Raw genomic sequence first — 15,875 nt, 5'->3', positions numbered from 1 at the left:
TCATCCCCCTGATGAAAACGAGGCCACTGGCTTGAGAATAAGACAATGTCGAAACGCTAAACAGTAACTCTCCCGTGTTTCGCAGGTGGCTAACCTCGGGGATTATTCCTCGACCGCTCCCTCAATGCTGGTTTCAGACGCGCCCGCAGTCGCTTCGTCACGCTTTTTCCGTTTGAACAGCCCTGCGACGCTCCCGCCGACCGAGCCCGCCGTGCCAGCGATGGCGCCACCGACGCCCTTGACCGCGGTGAGGGCTTGGGGCTCATCCGGGATTCCGTCCCCGTCGATGTCTACACTACGGAAGACCCGCGTCACTGTCTCCGCCGCGGTTGCTACCCCGGTGCCGACTGCTGTAGCGCCCGTTGCGACGCCGCCTCCGACGGTATTAGCAGTGCCGGCAATCCAGCTACCAGTCGCCTTCGCGGCGTCTTCCATTGCAGCGAGCGCTCGGTTCTGCTCGAACTCGCTGTCTTCGGAGCTCGGTTCATCCTTTGAATTGACCGCAAGATGTTCGGGAAACGCGTCCGGGGCTTCAGCGAACGCAGCCCGGGCCGCGGTCACGACTTCGCGACCGAACACGAAGCGCGTGACACCTCCCGCCAACGCTCCGACTCCGTATTCGATCGTTGCCTGCTGCTTTCCGCTCAAATTTTGGCGCACTGTCTCCAGCTGACCGGTCTCCATGGTCCGAACCAAACTCTGCGCTGCGCCTCCGGGGAGGGTATCCGCGAGCGTGTTCGCCCAGTGCGACCAATCCGTGCGGCCTGCAGCGACCCTACTGCCAACACCGACGGCACCTTCAACCGACGCGCTCGACAGGTCGGTGGCCATCTCCGCGATTTGTTTCTGGCTCACTCGTTCATTCGAGAGTCCATAGACAAGGGCGAGGGCCTGGTCTTTATCGAGATCCATTCCGTGAATATCGGCAATAGCGAGAGCAAACACCGCCGTGATCTCGAACTGCAGCTGCTCATCGCCCGCGGGCAGGAGAGCAGCAACGCGCTGTGCACCGTTCTTCGCAGTGCCCATCGCCATGTTTTTCGCTGCCTGTTTTGCAGCGCTCTTCGCGGCAAATTTGACGGCTTCCTTGCCAGTCTTCTTGGCGGCCTGTTGCCCTGCGCTCTTCATGCCTGCTGCTGCCGCCCCGACTCCAGGGATCATCGCGATACCAATATCAGCCGCGATGGCGCCGGCGCTGATAAGGGCACCAGCAGTGGTGATCGACGTTGCGTAGTGACGCTCCAGCATCTGTATAACCTCAGCCGGCGTCGCCTCCGGATGCCGCCGACGGAGCCTCATGACGTACTTGCGAGCAATGGTGTGACGAGCGCTGACCGCCTTCGCGATGTCACGCGTGGCGTCCTCACCAACGAGCTCTGCCTCCAGCGTGATGCTTTCGATATCGGTCATCGCCTACTCCTCAGGGTTGCACCTCTCAGGAGGTGTGAACGCGACACGCAGGCGGGAATGCCACAGCGCCGAACTTGAATCTATGGCGATTGTATTCATGGATCTAGGGCTAGCAGGTCGCGGCGCGTGCAAACTCCTCAACAAAGCGACGACCGTCTACCCGGAATAAATAGCCCCACCGAGCCAGTTCATGCTTTCCCCATGGCCGCTCGGCAAAACTGGCCGGAAGGCGCGCCCCGCCAAAGCCGGACGCGCCCTCTTCATTAGGCAGTTCTACGAACTGACCACAGCTCGCGCTTCAGTCGATGAGCACCGGCTCCTTGGCCCCGTCCGATGCTTCAACAACAGGCGCAACCTTCCGGTTTCGGTGATTCACCCAGTTCGCCACCGCCAGAAGCGCCACGAGTCCGAACGTGCTCAACAGCTGCGGCCGGGAGTCCTCGCCGATGAAGCCCACTGTAAAGATCGCCGCCAGGATCAGCAGACCAAGACCGGTAAGCCACGGGAAGCCGGGCATCCGCAGTGGAAGTTCAGTACCCTCGCTATCGGCGCGGAGGCGCAGCGCGAGCTGGGCCAGGAGCGCGGACGTCCACACCAGCAGACATGTGGAACCCACAATGTTGAGCAGGACGCCCAGCACCATCTCGGGGAACGCCATCTCCAGCACCACTGTGACAACACCGAAGGCGACGCTGGCCAGCACCGCCACCACCGGAACCCGGGCTTTGGACACGGATGCAAGCACACGCGGCGCCTCACCGCGCTCGGCAAGGGAGTACGCCATGCGGGAGGCGCCGTAGAGGTTGGCGTTGAGCGCGGAGAGCAGTGCCGCGACGGCCACGAGGGTGATGACGGTCGCTGCGCCGGGCATACCGGCAGCTTCGAGCACTGCGGCGAACGGGCTCTTCAGCCCCTCCGAACCCACAGGCACCACGGCTGCGATCACGAAGATGGCTCCGATGTAGAACACCAGGATGCGCCACAGCACGGTTCGGACTGCCTTCTTCACAGAACGCGCAGGCTCGGCAGTCTCGGCTGCCGCCACGGACACGATCTCGGTGCCGCCGAACGCGAACGCCACCACGAAGAGCGCCGTCGCTATCCCGGCGAAGCCGCTCGGCGCGAAACCCTCGCCCATGAAGTTGGCCAGGCCGGGCGACTGCACGCCCGGCAGCCAGCCGAACAGCAGCGCGGCGCCCACCAGCAGGAACCCAACGATCGCCGCCACCTTCAGCAGGGCGAACCAGAACTCGAACTCGCCGAAGTTCTTCACGCTGGTCAGGTTCACGGCGGTGAGCACCACGATGAACACGAAGGCCATCAGCCACACCGGCAGCGCCGGGAAAATGGTGGCCAACAGGCCCGCAGCACCGAGCGCCTCGGCCGCGATCACCACCACCAGCTGCAGCCACCAGAGCCAGCCAACCGTGGCGCCGGCCACCGGCCCATAAGCCTTGGCGGTGTAGACGGAGAACGCGCCGCTGTCCGGGTTGGCGGCCGCCATCTCGCCAAGCGCCCACATCACCAGGATGATGAGCGTGCCGGCCACGAGGTAGGAGATCAGCACCGCCGGGCCGGCGGCCTGGATGCCCGCGCCGGAGCCGATGAACAGTCCCGCGCCGATCGCGCTGCCCAGGCCCATCATCGTGAGCTGCCGGGGCTTGAGGGCCGCGCCGAGGGCGCGGTCAGACGTCTTTGTCTGGTGTTCCATGGGGATTCCTCTTATGTGTAGGTGGAACGGGGTTGGGGATTTTGGAGCAGGTAGTTTCAGGCCGCGTGGGCTGCGAGGAGCCGGAGCACGCGGTTGTTGGAGGCCGGGTCTGCGATGGTGATCCGCACGCCGTCGCCCTGGTAGGCGCGGACCAGGATGCCGGCGGAATCAAAAGCCTCCACCAGCCGTGCCCGCAGAGTTTCATCGGCGCGGATCCACAGGAAGTTGCCCTGGCTCGGCTGCAGGTTCCAGCCCTGCGCTTCCAGCTGAGTGGCCATCCGGGCGCGCTCCTGCCGGACGGCGGCGACCCGCGCTTCCATCTCCTCCCCCGCGTCCAGCGAGGCGATGGCCGCCTTCTGGGCCAGCGCACTGACGGCGAAGGGCAGGGCGGTGCGGCGCAGCCCCTCGGCGATGGCCGGCGTCGTGATTGCGTAGCCCACGCGCAGGCCGGCGAGCCCGTAGGCCTTGGAGAAGGTGCGGAGGATGCAGACGTTGGGATACCGGCGGTAGAGCGCCAGGGAGTCGGGGCCGCTGCCGGCGTCGGCGTATTCCACGTAGGCCTCGTCAATCACCACCAGGACGCTGGACGGCACGGCCTTCAGGAAGGCCTCGACGCGGTCGTGGCTGATCGGCACCCCGGTGGGGTTGTTGGGGGTGCAGAGCAGGATCACCTTGGTGCGGTCGGTGACGGCCGCGGCCATCGCGTCCAGGTCGTGGCCCTCGGCCTCGTCCAGCGGGATGCGGACCGGCCGGGCGCCCGCCAGCTCCACCAGGATGGGGTACGCCTCGAAGGAGCGCCACGCGAAGACCACCTCGTCCCCGGCGTCGCACAGTCCGGTGATGATCTGCTGGAGGACGCCCACGCTGCCGGGCCCCACCGCGACCTCCCCCGCCGTGACGCCCAGGTGCCGGGCGAGCCGTTCGCGGAGTTCGACGGCGGCGCTGTCCGGGTAGCGGTTCATGGTGCCGGCCGCTTCGGCCACCGCAGCCGCGGCAGCGGGCAGCGGTTCGTAATGGCTTTCGTTGCTGGCGAGGGCCGCAATGTCCGCGCCGGCACCCCGGCGGCCGGGGACGTAGGACGGAAGCCCGGCCACGGCGCCGCGAAGGGTGGGCAGCGCGGTGTCCGGCCTTGTCAGGAGTTGTTCAGGGGTCATGGTCACCGATCATGGTTGTGACCCGGCCCACATAGCAAGATACTCTTTTGTGCTTGGGACTTCTGCTCAACTTCTAGTAGCTCTGGTGAAAATATGACCATCACGAATGCTCGCACCCTCGATTCGCTCGACGGCCGGATCATCTTGGCCCTCGACAAGGACCCCGAAGCCAGCGCCCTGGCACTCTCCCGGACACTCGGCGTCGCACGCAACACCGTCCACGCCCGGTTGGCACGGCTGGAGCGCAGCGGCGCGCTCCGCTCCTTCAGCCGCAGGCTGGACCCCGCCGCCCTCGGCTACGAGCTGATGGCCTTCCTCTCCCTGGAAATCAGCCAGACGCGGTTCGGCTCCGTGGAAAGCGGCCTCGCCGCGATCCCCGAGGTCATCGAGGTGCACGCCACCACCGGCGACGCGGACCTCATGGCCAAGGTGGTGGCCCGCGGCACCGCCGACCTCTACCGCATCACCAACCAGATCCTGGAGATCGACGGGATTCAGCGGACCAGCACTGCCATCTCCGTCATGGAACTCATGCCGCCCCGGTACGACGGCCTCATCAGCCGCCTGTCGGAGCAGGAAGGCCGCTCCTCCGACTAGAAGCAGGTGATGCAGGCCACAGGTTGGCAAATTGTCACTTCCTCCAGCTTCTGCTGCCAAAAGTCCCAGCAGAATTTTCGGGTGTTGCCTATCCTGGGGCTGTCCCACACGATTCCTGCATGACTTCACTTACCGTCTCCGGCCGCGTGGCACAAGTTCTCAGCAGCTATGTCAGCGACGTCTTTGGCGTCATGGGTAACGGCAACGCCTACTTCCTGGACGCCGCGGAGCAGCTGGGCCTGCGCTTCTCCCCCGTCCGGCACGAGGGCGCCGCCATCGCCGCGGCGGACGCCTACTACCGGGCCTCGGGACGCCTCGCCGCGGGCACCACCACCTACGGCCCCGGCTACACGAACGCGCTCACCGCCCTGGCGGAGGCGGTCCAGGCGCAGATCCCGGTGCTGCTGGTCACCGGGGACGCCCCCACCAGCGGCGCCCGGCAGCAGGACGTGGACCAGGCGGCCATCGCCGCGGGCCTCGGCGCGGCCACCTTCACCGTCACCCGCGATGCCGCCGGAGCCATCACCCGGCAGGCGGTGGAGTACGCACTCACCCGGCGCACCGCCGTCGTACTTGCCATCCCGTACGACCTCGGGGCACTCGAGGCTGCAGATGAGGAACTTCCCGAGCCGTCGGCACCGCAGGTGACGCACGACGGCGGCACTGACCTTGGGCAGGTGGCCCGCCTGCTCGCCGGGGCCCGGCGGCCGCTGGTCCTCGCCGGCCGCGGCGCGCACCTCGCCGGTGCCGGCCCGGAACTCCGTGAACTCGCCGACCGGCTCGGCGCACTGACCGCCGGAACCGCCCTGGCGCTCAATCTCCTCAATGGCGAGGGGTACCTGGGCGTGGCCGGCGGTTTCGGCACCGACACCGCGGCCGGGCTGATGGGCGAGGCCGACGTGGTCCTGGTGGCCGGGGCGAGCCTGAGCCCGTTTACCCTGCGGTTCGGCCACCTGCTCGGCCCGGATGCCACGGTCATCCAGATCGACACCGCCCTGCAACCGACCAACCCGCGGGTGGACCTGTTCGTCAGCGCGGACGTGAAAACTGCTGCGGGAGGGCTGCTCCAGCTGCTGGACGTCGGCGCTTCGGGTGACTCCTGGCGTGCGGAAGCCCGCCGCCGCCTGGCCGAGGGGCCGGCGCACCACCCCGGCTCCGATGTGACCGGGGACGGCCGGCTGGACCCGCGCGCCCTCGCCACGGCACTTGATGCTGTGCTGCCGGAGCGCCGCACGGTGGTCCAGGACGGCGGGCACTTCATCGGCTGGGCGCCCATGTACTGGAACATCCCGCGGCCGCAGGACCTGGTGATGGTGGGGACCGCGTTCCAATCCATCGGGCTGGGACTGGCCAGCGCCGTCGGTGCAGCCCGCGCGCTGGAGGACGGCCGCACCCTGGTGCTGGCCTCGGGCGACGGCGGGTTCCTGATGGGCCTGGCCGACCTTGAGTCGCTGATCGGCACGGCCCGGAGCGCGATCGTGGTGATCTACAACGACGCCGCCTACGGGGCCGAGATCCACCAGTACGGTTCGCAGGGCCTGACCGAAAAGCCGATGCTGATTCCGGAGGTGGACTTCAGCGGCGTCGCCCGGGCGTTGGGTGCCGAATCCGCGGTCATCCGATCCCTGTCCGACCTGGCCGCGCTGCAGGACTGGATCGACGCCGGCGCCAAGGGCACCTTCGTGGCCGACTGCCGGATCACGTCTTCCGTCCGGGCCCCATGGCTGACGGAGTGGATGGCTTCCAAAGCGACTCAAGCTGTGGTGGCCGGCTAAGGATTTCGGTGCCGGATACTGCGCGGTGGGCGCCCCTTCTTACCGCAGCCGCCTGAGCATCCGATCCCCTCTGACACTCGGTCGACCATCCAGCAAAGGCTTCACCACTCCAGAGCAAGGGGCCCACCCCAAGTGACCACCCACGTGCCCGCGGAATGTCACACCCCGCCGTACAAACGTAATTCTTCATGGCGATGCCATTTAAATTAGACCGATTAGTCGTGCCCCAACCGCTGTTCTCTGGCATAGTTAATTTATGACAACACCAGGGCTTTCGGGGGCAAGTTCGGAGCAAAGTGCACCTCACCAGCAGAAGACAAAGAAACAATTAAATGTTGTCGCGCTCATCGCGCTCATTGCAGCGGTTCTAGGGTTTATATTCAGCTGTATGCCCGGGGCGCTCATTGTAGGCTGGGTCCTGCTGCCGATCGCGTTCATCCTGGCTATTGTCTCCCTCTTCGTCAGAGACAAGCCCAAGGGGATGGGCATCGCGGCTCTTATCGTCTCGGTCGTGGGAACCATCGTCGGATTCGTCGTTTTCTTTGCGGTTGTTGGATCATCATTCGACAACGCATTCGGCAGCGGCGACACCACGGTGGCACCGCCGTCCAGCGCTGCGGGTTCCAGTCCCGAAACATCAGGGAACGATGCAGGCGCCGAAGCTGGGACTAGAGAAAACCCTTCACCTCTAGGTTCGGTTATCGAGTCTGACGATTGGAGAGTTGTGATTAACTCCGTCACTCTTGCCGCGACGGATGCTGTAATTGCAGCCAACTCATTCAATGACCCACCAGCTGAAGGATCTCAATACATCCTAGTGAACTACTCCGTCACCTACATAGGCGATGACCCTAACGGGGAAAGCCCCATTTCTGTCTCGGTCGACTACGTCACTGCGGACGGACGAACAATAACCAGTCATGACAAATCTATTGTTGAACCTGATCCGATCAACTCGAACACTCTTTACACGGGTGGAACTGCAACAGGAAACACCGCCTTTGAAGTGCCAAGTGCGACTGCTGGCCAAGGCGTCATTGCTGTCAGAGCGGGCATGCTGGGCGACACGGTTTTCGTAGCTGCACAGTAGCTCTCGGATGAGTCCGTGTGCTTCCGGACGTTAATGCCCGTCCTCCGAAGTCTGCGCTCTTTAGCGTCCAAGTGTCATCGGGCCCATAGGCTTGCATTCCCCCTAGCGCTGTCGTCGAACCCGAAACCGGTGGTATCCCCATACCCAACGTGATGGCCCACATGGATTGGCTCGAGCACCTGCTTCCGGCCATGTTTCGGGCACATATCGTAGCCACCCTCGACCGTCATGAGGGCCCTGGAAACCCCGTTCATTGGCGGGTCGAGCTCCAGCCCGTGTTCGGTGCAGGACGCGGCCACGGCATTGACCCCACGAACAGGCTCACCCACACCGGCGTGCTGGAACGGCTCGCGGAGCAGACCGGCGGGGTGGTCGCATGGCATGACCTCACAGCGCTCCCCTGTTCGCATCGCACTGCGCCTCCGTGGGCTACATGCTGAAGGACGATGCCGGGGTCTGGCGTTCCCTGATAGCCCTCGTCGGGCACGACCATCTGCTCGCTTGGCTGGACCTCAACCCGGACAGCATCGCCAACCGCACCGCGGACAGCGAGATCCCGCGCGAGCTGCGCAACCTCATGAAGTCCTCTCTGCTGGACCTCCTCAGTGAGCAGGCCTCACTGTCCCATCCGCGGACCATGGACCTGTGGAGGAACGTCTAAACACAGTGCGACCTCGGCATCGGCACACTCACCACCCTCGCCACCGGCAAGCTTCCGGGGCAGCAGCAGCGGCTGCGCCGGCTCCCCTCAAACGCCTCGGCCTGAAGGCCGGCAAACCGTCCTGATCCACGGAGGCGCTGGCGGCGTCGGGTCCCTCGGCATCCGGATCGCCGCCGCCATGGGCGCCAGCATCATCGCCACCGCTTCCGAGAGGAATCACGATTTCCTCCGCTCCCGGGGCGCCGAGCCGGTGACCTATGGCGACGGACTAGCGGAGCGGGTGCGCGCGCTCCGTCCGGACGGTGACGTAATTGCTGACTTCGTCGGCGGTAACCTCGAGGCAACCCTGGCCGTGCTGGCCGACGGCGGACGCCACGCCTCCATCGCAAACAGCAATGTTGAGCAGCACGGCGGGGAGTGGATGTGCGTCAGCCCCGTGGGCGCTGACCTGCAGAAACTCGCCGACCTGGTGGACGGCGGAAAACTCCACGTGGAAGTGGCCGAGGTCTTCCCGGTGGACAGGGCCGCCGATGCCTTCCGCGCCAACATGGAGGGACACACCCGCGGCAAAATCGTCATCGCCGTCGACCAGGACGCCTAGCCAGACAGCCAGCGCAGGATGGCGGGCAAGCACTGGATGGGCCAGAATCTGAACATGCGCCGCTCCGGAATGCCCCGATCCTGGTGGGTCCCGCCGTCGCTTCGCGGGTACAAAACCGAGTGGCTGCGGCACGACCTCGTGGCGGGCGCCGCGCTCTTCGCGGTCCTGGTTCCCGCGGGCATGGCCTACGCCCAGGCCGCCGGGCTCCCTCCGGTCACCGGCCTCTACGCCACCATCGTGCCGCTGATTGTCTACGCGGCTGTGGGGCCCTCGCGGGTGCTGGTGCTGGGCCCGGATTCGGCCCTCGCCCCGATGATCGTGGCCGCCCTGCTGCCCCTGGCCGCGGCCGACGAACAGAGATCCGTGGCGCTGGCGGGCCTGCTGGCCATCCTGATCGGCGCCATCATGCTGGTCGGCTCTGTGCTGCGGCTGGGCATCGTCACCGGCCTGCTGTCCAAGCCCATCCGGCTGGGCTACCTCAACGGCATCGCCCTGCTGGTGGTGGCCTCGCAGGTTCCCACGCTCCTGGGAATCTCCGTTGAAGGAGAATCGCCCTGGGACAAGCTCTTCGCCGCGGTGCCCAAGGTGCTCGCCGGCGAAACGAACATGACGGCGCTGCTCCTAGGGCTGGCTTCGCTGGCACTCATCCTGGTGCCGCGGTGGCTGAAGTGGAAGGTCCCGGGCGTGCTGATCGCCGTCGTCGTGTCCTGCCTGGCCGTGGCGCTGCTGGGGCTCCGCGACGACGTCAAGATCACCGGCGCCCTGCCCCAGGGGCTGCCGGCGCCGGCCCTCGGCGGGATCGGCTGGGCCGACGTCCTGGCCCTGCTGCCCGCCGCCGCGGGCATCGCCCTGATCGTCTTCGTCGACACCGGAACCCTGTCCCAGTCCCTGGCCGCGGCCCGGAACGGCAAGGTCTCCGGCAACCATGAGATGGCGGCCCTGGGCGCGGCGAATGCGGCCAGCGGCCTGTTCGGCGGCTTCCCCATTTCGGCCAGCACCTCCCGCACACCGGTGGCGGTGGAGTCGGGGTCGAAATCCCAGCTCACCGGCGTGGTGGGCGCGGTCCTGGTGCTCGGTTTTATGCTCGCGGCGCCCGGGGTCACCGAGTTCCTGCCGTCCACCACCCTCGCCGCCATCGTCATCGCCGCGGCCGCCGGCATCGCCGACCCCGCAGGCGTGCGCCGGCTTCTCGGCATGAGCCGCAGCGAATCACTCGTGATGCTTGCGGCGTTCCTGGGGGTTGCCATCCTGGGCGTCCTCCCGGGCATCGTCGTCGCCGTCGGCCTGGCGATCCTGGACTTCCTGCGCCGGGCCTGGGACCCTTACCGTGCCGAACTGGTGGACGTGCCCGGCATGCCCGGCTACCACGACGTGACCCGCCACCCCGACGGCGAGCGCGTCCCCGGCCTGCTGATCCTGCGCTTCGACGCACCGCTGTTCTTCGGCAACGGCGCGCTGCTGGGGTCCTTCGTGCGCAACGCAATGGACGAGGCCCCGCCCGGCACCGTACGCGTGGTCTTGGCGGCCGAGCCCGTGACCGGCATCGACACCACCGCCCTGGACGAGCTGATCCAGCTGGACGAATGGCTGGAGCGGCACGGCGTTGACCTGGTGTTCGCGGAGATGAAGGGCCCGGTCAAGGACAGGCTGCTGCGGTACGGCATGGGCGCCCGCTTCTCCCCCGAACACTTCTACCCCACCACCAGCGAGGCGGTGCGGGCGTTCCAACGGGAGGAGCGGGAGGCGTAGCCCCCGCACCCTGGATCAGGGCTGGCCTGCGGGGACGAGCCGGTAGGCGAAGCGGCCTTCAAGTCCGAAGACAGGGCGCATGGTGAGGTCTGCGCCCTGCCCGGGCAGTGTGACCGGCGTTGTGATGGGTTCCCCGCACTGGATCCGGACCGGGGCGATGACTTCAACGCCGGCGGCCGTGGCCACGGACAGCTCTGCCCACGGCGCCTCGGAACAGACGAACTCAAGGTTGTACCGGCCGGGCTCCACCATGAGAGTGTCGCCGGTGGTGGCATCAGTGCTGCGGCTCCCGAAGAATTCTCCCGGGATGCGCGGCTTCAATTGGGCCGCGGACCAGTCGGCGAAGTCCTCCAGTTCGGAAAGCCTGGCATCGGTGTTGGCCTGCACCTTCACTCCGGTGGCCGCCGGCTTGCCCGTTGGCGGAACCGCGCTGATGGTGACAGGTCCGCCGTCGTGCCGGAGAAACCGGTCCAGTGCAGCCTCGCACTCGAAGCTGGCCGCTTCCGGCACACCGTCTTCCCGCACGATGGTGAGCTTTGACCCGTATGCGCCGGCACAAGCGCCGGTAACCATGTAGTCCCCCGGCGCCAGATCAAGGGACAGCGTCCCGGCTGGCTCTGCCTCTGACGGCATGCCTGGATCCGTTGGTGAAGCCTTCAGCAGGCGGGCCACGTCAGCCATGTTCTCCTCGAGGGACCGCTGCTGAGGGGCCGGTGAAGCGGGGGACGATTGTGCTTGCTTGTCGGGCGGGCCGCTGTACTCACACCCCACCAGCGACATGGCCAGAAAGGCCGCAACCATGAACACTCTTATGCGCCGTGCCGGCACTCCCCCATGAGCTGACATGCCTCCGAGTCTATGGCCTCTCGTCCCCGGCGGCGGGCACAAAGCTCATCACGCCACCAGCTTGGCCACCAGTTCGCCCCGGCTGCCCACCCCCACTTTTTCGTACAGTGACTTCAGGTGGTCGTGCACCGTGTGCGCGGAGATGAACAGGTGCCGGGCGATGTCCGCCGTCGGATTGCCGGACAGGACCTCCAGGCACACCTCCCGCTCCCGCGCGGTGACCCCGTACGCCGCGAGCAGCAGGGTGGCGACGTCATGCGTGGTGGCCGGCTCCACGGTGACCACCATCTGCTGAGGGTCGTCCCCCGTGATCAGGCGGCTGGCCTGCAGCACCACCCAGCCGTTCCCGGCGTCGCGCATCCTGGCCCGGGCCGTCCCGGAACTCGAGGCGTGGGCCCGGGCCACCAGCGAGTACAGCGCCATGCTGAAGCGGCCGGGCGCCGCGTCCTCCAGCTCGGCCAGCCAGGCCGCGGCGGCGGACGTGGCCGCCCGGAGCTCGCCGTGCAGCCCGGCGAGGACAATGACAGGTCCGACGGCGGCAGGGCCCCGCAGGTGCGCGGCGCACACGGCGATCCTGGTGGCCGCGGCCAGTGTTGCGGTCACGGCATCCAGGAATTCCACCTCGCGGTCCGTGAAATCATGCCCGCCGTCCCGGAAGATGCTGCCAACTCCCCAACACGCCGCGTCCACCCTGAAGGCTGCCCGCAGTTCGTGCTCCAGGCCCTGGGGCTTGAGGAGGTCGTTGATCCGGACACTGCGGACCACCTCCCGGTGGGGAGCGTCGGACATCCGGGCGATGGGCCGGGGCCGGCGCAGCAGCTCGGCGAAGTTGTTCGGTTCCGTGCCGCTGTACTCACACTCGGCGAAGCGCGCCGAGTACTCCTCGAACTCCCGCACCCCCACCAGCCACGGTTTCCAGTTGGTGATGGAGGTCATCACCATCGAGTCGGGGTCGACGGCGGCCCAGCACCCCTGCTCGAACGGCACCGTCCGCTGCACCACGGCAAGCGCTGACGCGTAAAGGTCGGCCAGGCTGGTTCCGCTGGCGGCCAGGGCGGCGATCTCCCGCCGGGTGCGCTCGGCACGCTCCTCCCACATAGGTCCAGTATCCGCCCGCCCGGCGCCGGCGCAATCCCCCAAATCGGGGATTCCCGAAGCACCCCCGACCCCCGGCGGCGGGGATCGCGGCCGGTGGTCCCGGCGTCGTACTTTTCCCTCATGAACGCCGTATCCCAGCTGTTCGCGGTGCTTGCCGCGCTGATCTACATCGCGGTGTTCCCGCTGGAGAGTTTCCTGATGCACCGGCCGGGGGCACAAAAGTTCCTGAGCACCCCGCCGCAGAACGTTCCGGCCGTGATGATGTGGGCCATCCCCACCGGGTTCCGCAACCTGGTGATCGGCCTGGGGGTCCTCGCCGGGGTGGTGGCTGTGAATACCGGCTACATGGTGGTGGGCTACACCCTGGTGATTTACTGCTGCGCGAACATGGTGCTGACCGCTCCGGCCATGTTCCTTGCGGACATGCAGGGCCACTACCCCCGGAAAGGCGGCAGCATCCCGGGCACGCTCGGCGCCACCGTGCCCGCCCTGGTAGCCCTGCTTGCGCTGCCGTTCTAAGCAGGGTAGCCGCATCCGTTGACAACAATTTGGAGGTCCACAATGGGACAGGCACGCGAAGTAACTGACCGCCTCATGGCGGCCATGGGCTCAAAGGACAAGGAGGCGCTGGCACGCTGTTACGCCGCCGACGCCGTGGCCTACACACCGGACAAGGGGGAACTCCGTGGGCGTGATGCCATCACCAGCCATCTCCTCGCCTACTGGGAGGCGATGAAGGACGTCCGGTACGAGGACGTGGCCAAGCATGAAGCCGGGGACGTGGCGGTCAATGAGGGTTTTGTGGTGGGAACGAACACCGGGCCGCTGCGCATGCCGTCCGGCGAAACCCTGCCGGCCACCGGTAAGACGCTCCGGATCAGGAGCTGCGACGTGATCACGGTCCGGGCCGGGGAGATCACCTCCCACCACTTCTACTTCGACCAGGTGGAGTTCCTGGCACAGCTCGGACTGCTGCCCGCATTGTCGCCGCACTGAGGTCACCGGCGGCGTACCCTGATGCCATGGAGTCCGAGGTCCGGAGCCTGTCCCTGCGCACGGGCATCACGGTGCCGTGCCTCATCCAGGGCGGCGCGGAGGCGAAACCGTTGCTCCTGCTGCACGCCTGGGGCGAATCCCGCCGCTGCTTCGACCGCATGCTGCCCGGGCTGGCCGGCTTCCGGGTCTACGCACCGGACCTCCGCGGGCAGGGTGAGGCGGACAAACCCGAGGACGGCTACTCGCTGGCGGAGCAGGCCGAGGACGCGGCCGCCATCCTGGACGCCGTGGGCGTGGAGAGGGCGTATGTACTCGGGTCCTCCAGCGGCGGCTACGTTGCCCAGCAGCTGGCCGCGGCGCATCCCGGGCGGGTGGCCGGGCTGGTCCTGGTGGGATCACCGCTGAGTCTGCAGGGCCGGCCGGCCTTCGCCGACGAGGTGGACCTGCTGGCCGACCCCATCGACGAGGACTGGGTCCGGGGGTCGCTTTCCTGGTTCACGATGCACCAGCCTGTTCCCGCCTGGTACCTGGAGGATCGGGTGCGAGACGGCGTCCGGATGCCCGCCCACGCGTGGAAGAAGATCCTGGCCGGACTGACGTCAGCGGCCCCGCCCACGGAAGGCGGCGCCATCCGGACACCCACACTGATCATCTACGGCGGCCGGGACGACCTGCTGCCGCTGCAGGACCAGGAGGTCCTGGCGGCCCGGATTCCGGGCGCCGTACTGAAGGTCTATCCCGACGCCGGGCACCTGGTCCTGTGGGAGCACCCCGACCGGGTGGCCGCGGACGCCACGGCGTTCCTGCGCGCGCTTGGGTGACCGCGGCACGGGCAAGAGCCCCCTTACTCCCCCTTGCGCCGCACCATCTCCCCGATCCACGCGGGCGCGAACGGCGACGTGCAGCCTGGCGGCGTCGGATAGTCCTTGAGCACCTCCAGCCGCTCCCCAATGGCGAGCGCACGCTCCCGGTGCTCGGCGTGCTCGATCCCGATCTGCGCCAGGCACGTGTTCATCGCCCACTGCAACCGGTCCGGGGCGTCCTTCATCTCCGCCTCGATGGTGTCCAGCAGGCCCGGCAGGTCCAGGCCCTCGGGCTTCTTCACGACCCTGTCAGACGTCAGTGCCCAGCCCCCGCTGGCCACCACCGGGTCCGGGTCGGCCAGCCACGCGACGCGCAGTTCCTCGGCGTGCGGGCTCTTCTTCACCACGTAGTTCACCAGCCAGTCCTGCACCTTGGGGGCGCCCGCCTGCCGCAGCATTACGTCCAGCTCGTCCCGCCCAAACGCCTTGGGTTTGCAGATGAGCAGTGCCAGCAGCCGCGCCGCGGTATCGCCCGTCCCCCACAGCGTTACCGCGAGGTCCTGCTGCGTCTTCAGCCGCTTGGCCACCGCGCGCAGCTGGCTGAGGTTCACGCCGTGGTCGTCGCCGTGCCTCTCGTTCACCGCGCGCATCTTCGCGTCCTCGAGCCCGGCCAGTTCAGCCAGCACCTCGTCCAGCTGCGTGTCCGCCGTCGTTTCCGCCACGTCTGCCTCCCCATCCATTACGGTCCGGATTTCAGCGTACGACGGCGGCGCCCGGCTTGCGGCACGCGGCCGAAAGATCTCTCTTGACAGCCCCACGGCCAGGGAGTCTTATGCCAGTACCTGCGTCCATCCGAAAGAAGGCGGTGGCCATGGCCGCCATCCAAAATCCTCCCGCGAACCAGTCCCGCCTCCGGACGGGAGCCGCCCTCATGACGCTGGGCGGGCTGGCCTTCGTGGGGTACGCCGCGGTGTTCCTGGTACTCAATTTCGCCGGCGCCTTCCTTGAACTGGGCATCGGCCCGGAGCAGGTGGACAAGGGGAAAGCGGAGATCGAGGCGTTCAGCCCGCAGCTGTCGCACTACATCAGCCATATCCATATCGCCCTTGCCGGCTTTATCGCGGCGACCGGCCTGGCCATCGCCGGCCTCTCCTGGTACGGCGTGCGCCGGGGAGAACGGTGGGCGTTCGCGACCGCTGTTGCCGTCCCGGTCGTCGGGCTCGCCGTCGCCCTTCCCGCGCACTATCCGTGGGGCCTGGCCACGCTCGGGCACCTGGGTCCGGTCTACCTCGCCGTCCTGGTCTTCCTGGCAGGGGTGGCGGTGGCCTACAGCGGCATTCGAAGCCCGCGGTGACACGCTGATTTGCGGCTGGCACGGTGGGAG

At 67.2% G+C, this 15,875-nt stretch carries 16 protein-coding genes; 10 read left to right on the top strand and 6 right to left on the bottom strand.

Annotation, left to right across the window (positions count from 1 at the left end):
* Positions 1–102 precede the first annotated feature (102 nt).
* The 3 genes from ACJJV6_RS13170 to hisC all read right to left on the bottom strand — a co-directional run bounded on the left by ACJJV6_RS13170 (position 103) and on the right by hisC (position 4,275).
* Positions 103–1,410, bottom strand: a complete 1,308-nt coding sequence (locus ACJJV6_RS13170) for a hypothetical protein (protein WP_407709127.1) — start codon at positions 1,408–1,410, stop codon at positions 103–105.
* Positions 1,411–1,708: 298 nt separating this feature from the next.
* A complete protein-coding gene (locus ACJJV6_RS13165) occupies positions 1,709–3,121 on the bottom strand; it encodes an amino acid permease (RefSeq protein WP_407709126.1) in 1,413 nt (470 codons plus the stop codon).
* Positions 3,122–3,177: 56 nt separating this feature from the next.
* On the bottom strand, positions 3,178–4,275 hold the full coding sequence (gene hisC, locus ACJJV6_RS13160; RefSeq protein ID WP_407709125.1) for a histidinol-phosphate transaminase: 1,098 nt from the start codon (positions 4,273–4,275) through the stop codon (positions 3,178–3,180).
* A 93-nt stretch (positions 4,276–4,368) separates the two neighbouring features.
* Between hisC and ACJJV6_RS13155 the strand changes: the two genes are divergently transcribed.
* The 6 genes from ACJJV6_RS13155 (at position 4,369) to ACJJV6_RS13130 (ending at position 10,748) form a co-directional block, all read left to right on the top strand.
* Positions 4,369–4,872 (top strand): Lrp/AsnC family transcriptional regulator, encoded by a 504-nt coding sequence (locus ACJJV6_RS13155; RefSeq protein WP_407709124.1) that lies wholly within the window; start codon positions 4,369–4,371, stop codon positions 4,870–4,872.
* A 119-nt stretch (positions 4,873–4,991) separates the two neighbouring features.
* Positions 4,992–6,647: a thiamine pyrophosphate-binding protein gene (locus ACJJV6_RS13150; protein WP_407709123.1), complete on the top strand. Its 1,656-nt coding sequence runs from the start codon at positions 4,992–4,994 to the stop codon at positions 6,645–6,647.
* Positions 6,648–6,903: 256 nt separating this feature from the next.
* Complete coding sequence (locus ACJJV6_RS13145; protein ID WP_407709122.1) at positions 6,904–7,737, top strand: hypothetical protein; 834 nt, start codon at positions 6,904–6,906, stop codon at positions 7,735–7,737.
* 424 nt (positions 7,738–8,161) lie between these two features.
* The gene (locus tag ACJJV6_RS13140; protein ID WP_407709121.1) at positions 8,162–8,398 is read left to right on the top strand and encodes a hypothetical protein; all 237 of its coding nucleotides are present in this window, start codon (positions 8,162–8,164) and stop codon (positions 8,396–8,398) included.
* 178 nt (positions 8,399–8,576) lie between these two features.
* The gene (locus tag ACJJV6_RS13135; RefSeq protein ID WP_407709120.1) at positions 8,577–8,999 is read left to right on the top strand and encodes a zinc-binding dehydrogenase; all 423 of its coding nucleotides are present in this window, start codon (positions 8,577–8,579) and stop codon (positions 8,997–8,999) included.
* Positions 9,000–9,053: 54 nt separating this feature from the next.
* The gene (locus ACJJV6_RS13130) at positions 9,054–10,748 is read left to right on the top strand and encodes a SulP family inorganic anion transporter (protein ID WP_407709119.1); all 1,695 of its coding nucleotides are present in this window, start codon (positions 9,054–9,056) and stop codon (positions 10,746–10,748) included.
* Between the two features lie 15 nt (positions 10,749–10,763).
* Here the strand turns inward: ACJJV6_RS13130 and ACJJV6_RS13125 are convergent, their stop codons facing one another.
* Both ACJJV6_RS13125 and ACJJV6_RS13120 read right to left on the bottom strand, forming a co-directional pair.
* Positions 10,764–11,429 carry a hypothetical protein gene (locus ACJJV6_RS13125; protein WP_407709118.1) on the bottom strand — a complete coding sequence of 222 codons (666 nt, stop codon included), beginning with the start codon at positions 11,427–11,429 and terminating at the stop codon, positions 10,764–10,766.
* A gap of 213 nt (positions 11,430–11,642) precedes the next feature.
* The gene (locus ACJJV6_RS13120; RefSeq protein WP_407709117.1) at positions 11,643–12,692 is read right to left on the bottom strand and encodes a helix-turn-helix transcriptional regulator; all 1,050 of its coding nucleotides are present in this window, start codon (positions 12,690–12,692) and stop codon (positions 11,643–11,645) included.
* A gap of 120 nt (positions 12,693–12,812) precedes the next feature.
* Here ACJJV6_RS13120 and ACJJV6_RS13115 point away from each other — a divergent pair, with 120 nt between their 5' ends.
* The 3 genes from ACJJV6_RS13115 to ACJJV6_RS13105 are packed head-to-tail and all read left to right on the top strand — an operon-like array spanning position 12,813 to position 14,509.
* Positions 12,813–13,211 carry a DUF1304 family protein gene (locus ACJJV6_RS13115; RefSeq protein WP_407709116.1) on the top strand — a complete coding sequence of 133 codons (399 nt, stop codon included), beginning with the start codon at positions 12,813–12,815 and terminating at the stop codon, positions 13,209–13,211.
* 42 nt (positions 13,212–13,253) lie between these two features.
* The gene (locus tag ACJJV6_RS13110) at positions 13,254–13,688 is read left to right on the top strand and encodes a nuclear transport factor 2 family protein (RefSeq protein ID WP_407709115.1); all 435 of its coding nucleotides are present in this window, start codon (positions 13,254–13,256) and stop codon (positions 13,686–13,688) included.
* A gap of 26 nt (positions 13,689–13,714) precedes the next feature.
* On the top strand, positions 13,715–14,509 hold the full coding sequence (locus ACJJV6_RS13105; protein WP_407709114.1) for an alpha/beta fold hydrolase: 795 nt from the start codon (positions 13,715–13,717) through the stop codon (positions 14,507–14,509).
* Between the two features lie 23 nt (positions 14,510–14,532).
* On the opposite strand, the gene ACJJV6_RS13100 is transcribed toward ACJJV6_RS13105, so the two are convergent.
* Complete coding sequence (locus ACJJV6_RS13100; RefSeq protein ID WP_407709113.1) at positions 14,533–15,231, bottom strand: DNA alkylation repair protein; 699 nt, start codon at positions 15,229–15,231, stop codon at positions 14,533–14,535.
* 131 nt (positions 15,232–15,362) lie between these two features.
* Here ACJJV6_RS13100 and ACJJV6_RS13095 point away from each other — a divergent pair, with 131 nt between their 5' ends.
* Positions 15,363–15,845 carry a hypothetical protein gene (locus ACJJV6_RS13095; RefSeq protein ID WP_407709112.1) on the top strand — a complete coding sequence of 161 codons (483 nt, stop codon included), beginning with the start codon at positions 15,363–15,365 and terminating at the stop codon, positions 15,843–15,845.
* Positions 15,846–15,875: the final 30 nt, after the last annotated feature.

This window comes from Arthrobacter nitrophenolicus, from assembly GCF_045833485.1.
Classification (GTDB): domain Bacteria; phylum Actinomycetota; class Actinomycetes; order Actinomycetales; family Micrococcaceae; genus Arthrobacter; species Arthrobacter nitrophenolicus.
The sequence above is the reverse complement of the archived record's forward strand: the minus strand, read 5'-3'. Positions and strand labels throughout refer to the sequence as shown.